The sequence below is a fragment of the Psychrobacter sp. H26 genome, assembly GCF_059073035.1.
In genome coordinates this window covers 632,427-645,142 of sequence record NZ_JCACRW010000001.1, presented here as the reverse complement: position 1 = coordinate 645,142, position 12,716 = coordinate 632,427, and the positions used below count along the sequence as shown (strand labels likewise).

Annotated in this window: 11 protein-coding genes; all 11 read right to left on the bottom strand. The window is 48.7% G+C overall.

Going from position 1 to position 12,716, the window contains the following annotated elements:
* Positions 1 to 2: 2 nt before the first annotated feature.
* The 11 genes from AC5JPT_RS02715 to AC5JPT_RS02665 all read right to left on the bottom strand — a co-directional run bounded on the left by AC5JPT_RS02715 (position 3) and on the right by AC5JPT_RS02665 (position 12,706).
* Positions 3 to 2,348, bottom strand: a complete 2,346-nt coding sequence (locus AC5JPT_RS02715; protein ID WP_493857016.1) for a hypothetical protein — start codon at positions 2,346 to 2,348, stop codon at positions 3 to 5.
* A gap of 270 nt (positions 2,349 to 2,618) precedes the next feature.
* Positions 2,619 to 4,172, bottom strand: a complete 1,554-nt coding sequence (locus AC5JPT_RS02710) for a hypothetical protein (protein WP_443526571.1) — start codon at positions 4,170 to 4,172, stop codon at positions 2,619 to 2,621.
* Between the two features lie 11 nt (positions 4,173 to 4,183).
* Complete coding sequence (locus tag AC5JPT_RS02705) at positions 4,184 to 4,714, bottom strand: hypothetical protein (RefSeq protein ID WP_493857015.1); 531 nt, start codon at positions 4,712 to 4,714, stop codon at positions 4,184 to 4,186.
* On the bottom strand, positions 4,711 to 5,613 hold the full coding sequence (locus tag AC5JPT_RS02700) for a hypothetical protein (protein ID WP_493857014.1): 903 nt from the start codon (positions 5,611 to 5,613) through the stop codon (positions 4,711 to 4,713). Before AC5JPT_RS02700 ends, AC5JPT_RS02705 begins: the two co-directional genes overlap by 4 nt.
* A 9-nt stretch (positions 5,614 to 5,622) precedes the next feature.
* Positions 5,623 to 6,042 carry an HIT family protein gene (locus AC5JPT_RS02695; protein ID WP_493857013.1) on the bottom strand — a complete coding sequence of 140 codons (420 nt, stop codon included), beginning with the start codon at positions 6,040 to 6,042 and terminating at the stop codon, positions 5,623 to 5,625.
* 12 nt (positions 6,043 to 6,054) lie between these two features.
* Positions 6,055 to 6,987: a hypothetical protein gene (locus tag AC5JPT_RS02690; RefSeq protein ID WP_493857012.1), complete on the bottom strand. Its 933-nt coding sequence runs from the start codon at positions 6,985 to 6,987 to the stop codon at positions 6,055 to 6,057.
* Positions 6,988 to 7,067: 80 nt separating this feature from the next.
* Positions 7,068 to 7,901 (bottom strand): hypothetical protein, encoded by an 834-nt coding sequence (locus AC5JPT_RS02685; RefSeq protein ID WP_493857011.1) that lies wholly within the window; start codon positions 7,899 to 7,901, stop codon positions 7,068 to 7,070.
* 55 nt (positions 7,902 to 7,956) lie between these two features.
* A complete protein-coding gene (locus tag AC5JPT_RS02680) occupies positions 7,957 to 10,317 on the bottom strand; it encodes a VgrG-related protein (RefSeq protein ID WP_493857010.1) in 2,361 nt (786 codons plus the stop codon).
* Between the two features lie 94 nt (positions 10,318 to 10,411).
* Positions 10,412 to 11,353, bottom strand: coding sequence for a hypothetical protein (locus tag AC5JPT_RS02675; protein ID WP_493857009.1), 942 nt, complete (start codon positions 11,351 to 11,353; stop codon positions 10,412 to 10,414).
* On the bottom strand, positions 11,350 to 11,952 hold the full coding sequence (locus AC5JPT_RS02670; protein WP_493857008.1) for a helix-turn-helix domain-containing protein: 603 nt from the start codon (positions 11,950 to 11,952) through the stop codon (positions 11,350 to 11,352). Before AC5JPT_RS02670 ends, AC5JPT_RS02675 begins: the two co-directional genes overlap by 4 nt.
* 277 nt (positions 11,953 to 12,229) lie before the next feature.
* Positions 12,230 to 12,706, bottom strand: coding sequence for a DUF1064 domain-containing protein (locus AC5JPT_RS02665; RefSeq protein WP_493857007.1), 477 nt, complete (start codon positions 12,704 to 12,706; stop codon positions 12,230 to 12,232).
* Positions 12,707 to 12,716 lie beyond the last annotated feature (10 nt).

Genomic DNA, 12,716 nt, shown 5'->3' with positions numbered 1-12,716 from the left:
GATTAACGCCCCTTGGTTGTGCCAGCTGAGTAGTTGGTGATCGTTACGTCACCCTCTTTAACAAAACCCGCCAAGCCGCCGTCTTTTGGTTCCATTATTACGGTGGCTTCTGACCTTGGTATAATTTCTGCGGTCGTAGTGGTATAGCCGTCATAAACGGTCATATATATTAAATCAAGCAATGATTCTTGCCCTGACTCACCGAACGCGCCGCCGTCACCACCTTTGTTTTTGGTAATATCAAAATTTGGGATCTCCGATATTCGCTTCGTTCCCGCCACCCCTCCTGCGCTGCTTAAGCCCATCCCGCCTAGTCCTTTTTGGTCTATCGTTGCACTGCTTGACTGTCGCAATCCTATGTCTACCCACCCGCTATCGCTAGTCCAAGACCACTGTTTGTAAGTTGTCTTGCTATCATCAAGATAATAAGGGATGTAAAAGGTGGCTGAAAGTCCAGCCTCATAATGCCTAAAACCGTCAAATCTAATAATTTCGCTCTTTAGCCCTCCGTTTTGAGGGTTAAAGACTTCGCCCCTGATATAGCTTCTTTGATAAGACTCAGTGCCGCTGGGATCTTTAATATCAAGCTCATTGTAAACATCGTAAGTACGCCCTGTTGTGGGGTTGTTTAGCGGCGGTAACATATACTTTTCTTCTGTAGGGAAGAACTCTAAATATTCCTCATACGAATGAGGGTTAGGGTAACGTCTGCCTAGTGGTGCGCCACCACCAGCACCGCCACTATTACCCATACCTCTAGTGCTACCATCACCAGTATCACTGCCGTTTAAGTTACCCTCACCGCTAATAAACAAACCTGCGCCGCCACCGCCACCACCGCCGCCAGCTATCAAACCGTAATTATCTACTGTGATATCGCCTTTTATCGCCGTGCCGCCATTGCCGCCTAGCTCTGCTTGCCTAGAATATAAACTTACGCGCTCATCAGTCCTGTCAAATGTATAGTAAGTCGTTGCCGCTTTCCCACCATCACCGCCGCGCCCTAAAATACGTCCGTGGTTCTCAACGACTGGCTGTGATTCAGCTGGCCAGTTTGCACCCTCTGTTATGGCTGGCGTGTCAGTATCAGGCGCGATAATGTCCACGCCCTCGTCAACGATAAAACGGATATTATCGGTTGACGTAGGATAAGCGCCGCTTTGTTGCTTGTAATACTCGTCAAGCTGTATGCCGTTGGTTGTGCTTTGGGTGATATGGACGATCGATTCAGTGTTACCAAGATCATTGATCGGTACATTGATCGATAGGCTGGCTGGTGCGCCTATGGTTAGCTGTACATGCTTTTGGGATTCGTCGGCGTTGTCATCAGGCGTGGTGATAAAGTCGATATACGCTATGCCATTTCTTAAGATAACCGTGCCGCTTTCGGACTTATCAGGCGCGGTTATGTCATTGCTACCGCTGTTTAACGCGCCCTCTTTTACCGCCCAGTTAAGGATCTGACCATCAGGAACGTTATTTGCCGTCACCGAAAAACGCACCGCCCCGCCCTCGGTGATCGATGTTTTATCGGCGGTCACATTCCACACAGTCTCGATCACGTCATCAGGGTTGTAACGCTCAAAAATGTTTTTAGTGTAAAGCGGGTAAACGTTCGGACGCTCGTTATTGACTGCGGGGGTTGTCATACCTTTTTGACCTAAAACCAAGCCCACGTCCTTGATATAGTCGTCGCTTGGATCTGTACCTACGATGATCTTACCCGCCAGCCTACGCCAAGCGGTATCGATGCCTAGCAGCTGGTCAAACTCAGGTTTTGGGTTGGCTGTGCTGTTGGTGTGGTGCAAGTAACCGACTGGGAACATAACATCAAGTAAAAGCTGAAAGCGGCTTAACGGCACGTACTGCGGGTGTGGATCGGTTGCCGCCAAGTGGTTTTGCATAACAGCAGTTGCTAGGCTGGCGTTAGGGTCTACGTTGACTGTGACGCTACCTGTATCGATATCGGTTATCGTTATACCAAACGCGGCCACAAACGCAATGTTAGGGTAAAGCGTGACAAGTGGGTCTGTACTCGATGCGGCCACCGCAAACAAAACGCCTGTCTTGGTAAATACGCCCATTTCATAAACTGGTGTCACTTCGTCCGTGTGCATGGTGCTGGTAAAGCGTAAGGTATCGCCTACCACCTCGCCTGACACGATATCGCTGCGACCGACTTCATTAGCCAGTGAGACTTCACCGCCTGACGGTGTGTACCCGCTACTACCAACGGCAACATGGGTTAGATCGATAAGTATTTTCGTATCATCGCCGCTGGCTTGTAGCGCCGCTTGCTTGCCAGCACTGGTGATCTTAAGAACAATGGGTGTTGTGCTTGCCGTCATAATTATTATTCGCTATTCAATTAATGAGTATGAATAATTTTACCGCGTGCCAGCTGGCGTGCTGGGCTGTGTTCCATCGCTTTTATTAGGGTCATGTGACGGTCATGTGACGGTCACGGCGGGTTTTTTTTGCTTGTGGCTCCGTCTTTATCCAACAAACAACCGTTTAGTTATTTATCAATCCTGCAGAATTTATTTAAGGCATAAGTTATTGATATATATACAAACGCGTTTTTGGCCAAAAAAAATAGAATAAAACTAATGTTTGCTTTATCCCATTAGCTCGGCTAATTCGTCCAAGTCCTCCCATTGCTGCTTGTCCTTGTCACTGCCTTTAAAACCGACCTTGTTTGCTGGCGTGTAATTGATGTTCTCCATAAAGGCGAACGCGAATGTATCGGCAATATCAGGTGACGTGATACCGTCTTTTAGCATGTCCTTTTTACTGGTAATGCCCCAGCGTGATTTTTCATCAAAGAAGTACGGCAAGCGGCTCATTTGCGTTTCAAGGTTAGTTATTGTTTGGTGCATACGGCGCACTTTTGGCGCAATACTGAATATGCCACGCTCAACGGTTTTTGCCATGGTCACATAGGCGTGAGCACGTTTGTTGAAGTAAAGCGTTTTTAGGTTGTTGTTAAAACAAGGCACGCCCCAGTTTACAGTCTCAAAATACAAGCCCTCGGCCTTAAGCGACTGGCATAATCCCATGCCAGCGCCCATAGGATCGATAACAATGGTCGCGCCAGCATATTCGGCAACGGTGGCATAGATCTTGGCTTTCAACTCGTTAATATTGGCGCGGTTGCTAAATAGCGGTATATCGATCAAGTGCGCATGGCGCTCAATGCGGCCTTGGTAGTCTTTATCGACCACCTTAAACACACTAATCACGCTGCTATCACGGCCAACGTCACCGCCAACGTCCACAGTTATGATATAGCCGTACTCGTCGTCCTCCGTGACCACTGGCTTACGCTTAAGCATTTGTGTTATTTCTGAGCGCGTCAGTAAGAATTTACCCTTTAGCTCGGGGAACTTGCCACGTATGCGAATCATATAACCCGCATGATCACGGCTGCCATACTGGTATAGCGCCTCGATCAACTTGGACTCACTCACCAGCGGGGATAATTCGCCGTTAAATTCTAACGATATCCAAACGCCGCCGTTTGTGTAGCTTAGTTTGTGGTGGGTGTCATAGAAAAAGCCAGTATTGGTCGCTGGCTGGCTTGTCAGTACGGCTCTGTTGTTTTCATGGGTCAGTGCACCGATAGCGACCTCCATCACCGCATCATCGATACCGCAAGCCTCGTCAGCCCACACCATGTAGTGATCACCATGCTGGCCAGCAATGTTAGTCGGTTGATGTTTAGGCGCGGTCTTGGCGAAAACGAACCACGTATCTTTAAAACCTTTGATGTAGATCTTCTCTGCCAGTACCACGACAAAATCAGCAAGCCAGCCCAGCGCGGGGTTGTTGCGTAAACGCTGAATACAAATATTAATCTCTTTCCAAACGACCGTCCTTAGCTGGCCAATTTGCGGCGCGGTAAAAAGCATGACCGATTCAGGGTAAAAAAGTAAGTGCCATAGCGCAATGATGCCAGCGCTACGTGATTTACCTGTACCGTGACCTGACGCAACGGACGTGCGACTACTTGGAATTTGGATAGACTCAAAAAGCAATTCCTGCTGCGGGGTTACGGCCTGACCTGCTTCGATCGTCATGTCTAACGCTTCAACCGCAAAACGTGTTATGTCATAGCGGTATCGGTCGCACACTTCTAGCCATTCGGGTAGCTCTAATAAACTATCAACCATACCGCCACCGCCTAAACGCTAAACGGCATCATGTCGAACTCGTCGTCCTGCGCCTCGCCCTGTTCGGCTTCGGGCTGGCGGGTCATGACATAACCACCGTGTGCTGATCTTGCCGCCCATACTGCCAGTAATACCGCAATATGGCCGTTATTAATCCCCATGCTGTCAAAGTCGAGCGCCTTGCCGCGTTCATCAACCTTACGCGTCTGAATAACCTGTTTGGGATCGTAGCGCTGCACCTCGCTACTGAGAACCAACAAGCCAGCGGCTTGTACGGCTTTATAAGCAGACATAACCGCTTGCATCTGCTCTTTTTCGTTGAACGCCAAGCCCCAGTGGTTAAAAACACTTGGCGTGTCGGTAACAACGATCGTGTCGCCCTTGGCTGTCGGTTGGTCGCGCCACTCAGCCTCTTTACTAATCAAGATCTTGCCGCTGTCAGTAAGGGTAACGGCTAAAATGCGTATGGCTTCGCCGTCATAGGTAGCGGCGCGTGCGTCGATATAAACGGCGTTTGGATTGGCGGGTTTTTTATCACTCATGGTGTGTCGTCCTTAATATCGTATTGATTGATCTCACCAGTAATCGGATCGGCGGTTACGCGGGTGTGTCGGTTCGCTTCACGCTCGATCACGTCCGCTTCGATCACAAAGCTGTTTAGCTTCTCAGGTGGGTCACGGTGGCCGCCTACTGGTGGCAAGTGTGGCGGTATGCTGCCGTCAGGTTCGCCAGTATCGGTAATGTCATCGTCATAGCCGCCCAAGCCCACCACGTTTGGCTCAACGCCTACCACAACGCAATCAATCGTCACGGCGTGCACTGTCTCAATGCCTACTTCTGCCTTATCAGGGTATAGGCTGTTTTCTACCACTCTAAAATCCCATTGATCACTAATGATCGACTCGCCAGCAAAACCCAATTCATAATTAACCTTGAAACTGCGCTTGGCTTCGTGCTTCCAAAAACTGACAAGCTGGTTAGTAATCGATGACGCGGCGTGAGGATCAGGCGCAAAAAAGGCAATTTGGCATCGATAACCCACGGCCGCTGTTCTCGCCTGTACGACACGCTGTAGCGGGTCGGTTGGGATCACCACGTTTTGCCACGTTGAGGAACCAATAACGACTTCTCGTTCAGGCGACGACTCAATAGCACTGATTGCCGTCACCATGACTGGTAGATTGACTGACGTACCTGAATTGGTCGTGTCACCCATCGCCTCGGCGTTCTCGTTCTGTTGTACCGCCTTTAGCATTTTTTCAACATCATCAACCATGCTGCCTTTGGCTACGATGATAGCGCCCTCAATGCGGCGCGTTTTCCAGTCTCTAATGGACTTTTGGCCAGCTGGCGTGCACCACTGGCGAAAATCCCTAAGCAACAATCCCCATGCGTTCTGCATTGACTCAAGCGGGGATAACAAACGGCTAACCTTGCTCAAAATAATCTCCTAAGTACGTCTAAAAATGGTTGGTCGGTCGGTAAATTCTGAGCGTGCTTGTACTGCCTCACTGGTATTCCAAACGGTGATTGTTTCATCGCCTTTAAAGCGCGGCACAATGTGAACATGCAAATGAAAAACGATTTGATCTGCATGAGCGCCCTTCTTCACAATCAAGTTGTAATGATCGATACCAAGATCGTTAGCGATCATGGCGGCAAGCTCGAATGTTGCGCCAGTAATATCAGGCGCGGCGCTGGCATCGTTAACGTGAGGCACTGGTATAACCACCAAGTGCCCCCGCGTTATAGGGTTAAGCGGCGTAAAAGATAGAAAGTCAGCCCCTCTTAAGTGGTGCTCTCTTATATCCCCAGCCTGTATTTTTGAGTGATCACAAAACACACAGCCAGCCTTATAGTGCTTACTCATACAACCCCCTAATTAGCGACCTTTAAAAATGCGGGTGCGTTCGCGGCGCTGCTGTCTCTTTTGATTGGCATCAGCTTTCTTACTATCGCTTATCGTGCGTAGGTCGGCATCGCTTGTGCCCTGTGTGTTGAAACTATCCCACTGTGCCACGGCTTCATCAAACGACACTGACGGACAAATCATGCTGTCAAAAACCTCTAGTTTGCGATCGTGGCGGCGCTGGCGTAGGCGCTCCAACTTCTCTCGGCGGCTGATCTGCTCGTCCTGTGATTGCATTAGCTCGTTTTGGTAATGGCTGATCATGGTGTCGGCGTTATTGGCGGTTACTATACTGTCGTACTGGTGCAAAATAGCAGCCTCAAGTGCTGACTTGTGGCTGGCTTGCTGCGGGGTTAAACCGTCCATGCTGTCAAAAGCCATTTCAGCTTCATCTTCATCAAGCCAAAACAAGCTGTCGAACATGCCATTGCCACGGTTGGTGTTGTAGTTTGGCTGGCGAACATAGTCGAACCCATAAAAACCTGTGATATCAAACTTGCCAGCTGCGCCGCGCTTACGCATAACAGCGCTGCTAAACCCGCCAGCCTTGCTCGTATAAAGATTTTGTGAGTATTTACCAGTATCGGTATCTAAAAACTCATGTGTTGATGTGACATTGCCGTCACTGTCGGCGCTCAGCTCGATTGTGCGTAGGGCTGGCTCGATACGGATATTTTCGCCAGTTTTAGGGTTCACCCAAACATCAGGCGGGTTCATGCCAAAACGTGCGCGTATCTCATGGCCGTAATAGCCGTATAGATCGCCGCTGGCGACAAGCTCTTGTGTATCAGGCGCGTTAATACGCTCAATCATCGATCGAATGTTCATGTCTGATCGATCAACGCCAACATGCTTGCGGTCACGGTCTGCTAGGTTGTAGGTGATTGGATCTGTTCTTTTTGACATAAAAAAGGCCCCTTAAGTAAACGTAGTGAATACGTCTAGTTTAAGGGGCTTGCGGGGGCTGGCTGGTGGGGTGTTCCTAGTTAGTAAGTATCTTCCTCCGACATGCCTTGCTCTGTATCTTCGATAGATTGATCTTCATAATAACTGTCAGCGCGGGTTGCACCGTCAATCTCTTGTTGCTTACGCTCAGTCGCCAGCTCATCTTGATAAGACGTGTTTTCAACCACCTCATCTTCTTGGTATTTTGTATTCCTATTTTCCCAAGCTCTATTACGTTGTATTCGATCCTCAGCGACTGCGATCAACGCCAACATATTAGAGATATCAACTATTGACGCTTGCCAGCTTTGTTGTTCCTCACCGGATTCTGAGTAGGTCGTATTTATTTGATACTCAATAGGTGTAGAAAAGCTGTTCCCGCTTATATCTTGAAAATCATCTATATTGTATGAATTGATACCCATATCAGGAAGGGCGCGGGAATGATTTGATTTCATCACCTGATTAACCGTTACCATTAAATCGTCATTTAGACTACTTATGTAGGTTACATTTGCTTGCGCCCCGCAAGACCACCCGCCATCATTGGTGCTAGTCGGCTGCGTAATATAGTCAAAATCTATCTCAGCGTCACGAATCACAGTTGGATCAATCGTGTCTGATGCGTAGTTATTTTTAACATTATTGATCGCACTGTCTATGATTTTTTCTTTCATAGACCATATAACTATTGGATCTAAACAAGGGTTAGCGGCAATTTCGCTATTATTCTCTGCTATTGCGTCTGAATCTTGCACAGAAGTCGCTGCGATCGCATCATCGACATCATCATTAGACTGGTTATCACAGGCGGTAAGCGACAACACCCCAAAAACAGCCGCTACAATAACTCTTTCTCGCACTTGTAACCGCATACTCCGTCCTTTTATCTGATATTTCGCCGATTGTATCACCGCCAGTAGCGCCACGTCACCCCCACTGGCGCTGTTGACCTAACCCGCCAGTAATAGCATGAGCCAAGCTACGATCTGATACGTTTTGATTAATACCGTCATTACTACTCTGTATCATGATCGGCTTGTCAGCACCGCCACTATCGACGCGCTGCTTAACTTTTGGCATGTTAGGCACGCTTAGCATAGGCGCGGTAGGAAAGTTTGCGGGGGCATAACCAAGATCCTTGCCAGCTGGCTTGCTTGAGTCAAAAATCATGGGTGTGTTGTCGCTAAAGTTACCGCTAACGCCAGCGGCGCTCTTATCAGGTGTCATATTGCCAAGCTGAACACCAAGCGCACTACTGTTGTTTTTAGCCTTGCTTGCCAGCGAACCTTCAACCTCCTTGCTCTCAGGCTGTTTTTGCGTGACGGCATCTTTAACCAAGTTTTTAACGTCCGATACCTTGGCAATAGCCAATACGTCCGCTTGCTCACTCTTGATGCGATTTCGCACGCTAGCCCTAGTGTCTGCTGAGCTGCTAGGAAAGTCACTATTCACACGACGCGCTTTGTCCGCATAGAACGCCTTTAAAACAGCCTCGTTATCGGTCATATCAACGCCTGACTGCGCCACGCGCTTAAACCGTGAATGATGGCCTGGGCCGTATTGTGTGCCGTGCGAATAAATAGCCTCTTGAATGCCACGGTTTTTGGTGTCGAATCCGTAACTTTCAGCCACCTGTTTGACTGGCATGTAATGAGTTCGGGTAATATAGTCTTTTTGCGACTTCTTAAACTCATCACCGCGTCGGCTCACTACGTCTTTATAACGACTATTAAACGCTGCTGATCCTGCTGACAACCCCGCAAACTCGCCAGCGAATTTCTGTCCTTCAGGGCTTTTTAGGTAAGCGGCCATAGTGCCAGTTTTTGACGATAGTTGGTGTGTACCATAAGACACGCCGCCATGATCCCCAGCACCAGTCGATACCGTATCAACCCCGCGACCGCCTGACTCGTACTTCTCGGACACTGAGCCAAGATCTGCCAGTCCAAGCGCTTCACTAAGCCCAGCCCCAGTAGATGATACCGCATCACCAATGTCGGACGCTTTTTTATCCAGCCACGCGCTCATTTTACCCGCCAGGGCGTCCATACGATCAAAAAACGGCTTAATACCGTTATCCCATGTATCGCTCATTTTTGCTGGCAAGTTGTAGGCTGTGATCGCACTTGTCCAACTCTCAATGTATGGTGAGGCAACCCCGCCAAGCCATTCGCCGCCCTCACTACCAAGCCAGCCACCAACGACTGCGCCAACCACTGTGCCGACGACTGGCACGACTGATCCAACGGTAGCACCAGCGATTGCACCAGCGCCAGCGCCAGCCAGTTTACCCACACCCTCCGACTTGCCTTGATGATCGAGGTTATCCCAGTCCATCGCAAGCCCGGCTGTACCAGCCAGCGCCCCAATAACGCCCAACCCCTTTAGGCCACCCATACTTTTGAATAGCTTTTTAAGGCCGCCGCCACGACCACTGCCGCCAAGTAAGCCGCCAAGCAACCCACCGCCAGCGCCGCCGCGCTGTTTTCTAATGGCTTTTAATATCTTGTCTAGTAGCTTCTCATTCTCGTTGTTGTGGCGATCTTGATCATTTGGCAACGGTTCCCGCCGCTTCATGGCCTTTAGTTTTGATAGGCTAAATTTAGCGCCGCGTGTTGCCAGCTTGCCAGCACGACCAAGCGGGGATAGAAGATCTTTTGCTTCTTTAAAACTGTCTACCAGCGGGTCAATGCCAGTGGTATCACTACGACCTACACCCAGTGAGCCAAAACCGCCGTTTTTACCCGCCGTACTCGATCTTGAGCCGCCACCCCCAATGAAACGACCGTTCGCGTCACGTTCGCGCCCTGCTGTGTCCGTACTGGCGGGGCTGTCGTTGTTAGGGCTGCGCGTTCGACTGCTGGCATTAGTGCTGTCACGGCTGATCGGTACGGTGTCGCTACCAGCCTGATCACTGCCTTGGTTGCGTCTTGCGGCGCGCGCCTGACTGCCAATGTTTTGAGTATTGCTGTTTGGTTGCGTGCGCCGGCTGGCGCTTGGCGCTTGTCGGGTTATGCTGGCGGGTTCACCAGTAATGCGACTGGAGGATGAGGTGCGACCACTGGTGGCACGTTCTCGGTTACTGTTAACGCTGCTCTGACTGCTGGCTTGATAGGTCGCCTTCCTCACCGCCCTGGTTAGTTCAGTCATGCGCGTATTAGCAATTTGATTTTGGCTCTTTAATATTTGGATGATCTCTTGCGTGTCATCGTGCACGCGGTCAATCCCATCATTCATTTTGTTAACGCCAACGATAAAGCCGCCAGCATCATAGTTTAGGTATGTCATGATCTATGCCTTTTGATAATTCGGTCATTAGATTATGGCACTGCTAAGCGATACGGCGGTCTTGGTGTTCCTACTGGTCCAATTTAGAACTTCCTTAATCAACGTCTGTATAATCTACCTCATCAATGTCATTGGCGCCGCCCTCATTACCTTCATCATCAAGGCCAAAATCAGCGCTTGCCTCTGCTGCCTTAATGCGATTCAAGCGCTCATGCAATTCAGGCTGCAAACGTTCGCGTGCTTCGCGCTCTTTTTGATCAATATCACCCAATGCGGCCAATGCCCCTCGGCGGCGGTCTTGATCTGATTGTTTGAAGTCGTCCGCTGTGATACCGCATAACGGCATTTCAACCTCTGATATGGTCTTAAGCGCCATAGCCAAGCTGGTTGTAGTCTCAGTTAAGGACTTGCTTAGCACCATGGCTCTCTGTAGGTTCTGTGACGCGGCTTCAACCTCGGCTATCGGTCCCTTTTTATCGTTCTCGCCTATCTCAAAATTAGCGCCGTACTCACCTGCCAGCGCTTCACGTTCTACCCTTGCCGCTTCCTCGGCAAGATCAGGTATGCTTAGCGTTATGCCTAATGCTTGCTCGAAAAGATCGCCTAAATTGGTAAACCTACGTCTAGTCTTGGCAATAATAGCAGCACGACCTTTAGCATCGATCACTACATTGTCGGCTATTTCGCTAATCCTGCTTCCTGTTGCTTCCGCTTCCCTCTCTAAATGAGTGTTTTGTGCTTTACTAGTTTTTGAAGGAATCAAAGTATTATTTTCCGATTCCTGCTTCCTAGATTGCTTGCTTCCTGCGTCCTCCCCCTCTATTTTGAGGCTGTTTTTAGGCGATTTAACAAGGCTTTGCTTCGTCCATGCTTCCTTTTTTCGCCTTTTGCTTACCGAACCGCTAGACTTTGGTGCACTGCTTCCATAGGTCGTTTGTAGCTGATCCAGTAATTCTCGATCGGTGATTTGAGGTGTGTGTTCCCATATCAGTTTGGCCGCCGCCCATATCTCGTCTTTTGAATACTGATCACTCATGGCGCAACCCCCAAAACCATGTCATCTTCTATCATAGATGGTTTAGGTAGCGGTATGCTGTACTGGTAGTGACGGTCACGATCCTTTAGCAAACGGTGGCGGTCTTCACGATCAACACGCTCAGTAATCTGCATCATTTGCGTATCAATAGCTTGCGCTTGCCGTGCCTGTTTCACCTCTATTGACCTGACAACACGCATCACAGTACTAGCGGCCACGACTGCCTCAACGCTGGCGCTATCGGCCTTATGATCCTCTCTGACGATACTACATAGACGTTTGGAAGCATCTAATAGCGCGGCATGGTCATTTTTACAGATCGACTTCACATGACTAACGATCACGTCAGCCACATTGCCTGTTAACATTTCAATAAGTGCGTGTGATTGGTTAACAACGTGATTCACGGTACCCGCCAACATATCGATTTCAGGTTCTGTCGATAGGCCACATATATAATCTAATGATTGGCCGTAAAGGTCCTGAAAGATAAGAAGGTCAATAAGCGTTAAATCTTTTTTGCCGTTCTCAATCTCACTAATACGATTTCGGTTGTTTGAGACACACCACACAGCTTGCATGACCTCAGTTTGAGACATACCAGCGTTACGCCGCGCCGCTGCTAAATTTAGTCCTATCGTGACATTAATGTTTTTAATATCACGCCTTGTATATCCTGATCGTTTAGCCACTGTTCCCCCTGAGCGTCATACGTTGCAAAATACTGGCAATGTTCATATAATTAAGATGCTTAGCTACTCAGAACAAACTATGTACTCAAAAGCGTCAATGCTTCCAACATTGGCGCTTTTTATTGTCTAATTCTCATCAAGTTTTTTTACATGGACCTTAATTGCAAGGTTAGTATCAACCTCCTCACAACCTACCGTCCTTTAGATGGGTCCGATCAGTTTCGTATATTTCGATACCGTATTTTTCTTTCATGTGCTTACTTTTATTGATGTAATCCTGCGTACGCGTGCCCTTAAAATCTTCTACCACTTCACAGTCGGTCCTGGTATCGATATAAACAAAATCGGCTTTATAGGTCACCGCTCTAATTGCCTTGCCAGCCTCGTTTCTGCTTTTGGGAATGAGCTCATAAGGCACTTGTAAGCGTAAATCTCTAATCCTACCGGCGCGCTCTTTAAGCTTTAAAAAGATATAACGCTCACTTTCACCTTTGCTGTGAAACTTAATGCCATCAACGATCGTCTTCACGTTGCCGTACTTACTTTTTTTGGTCCCTGGCTTGCTTGTCCATAATTCAGATACTTTGTGCGCGTTGATCTTACCGACACTGGTGGAAGCTATATCTGTCCAGCTGATACCGCGTTTTTTAGCCAAAACCATATTCTCCTCT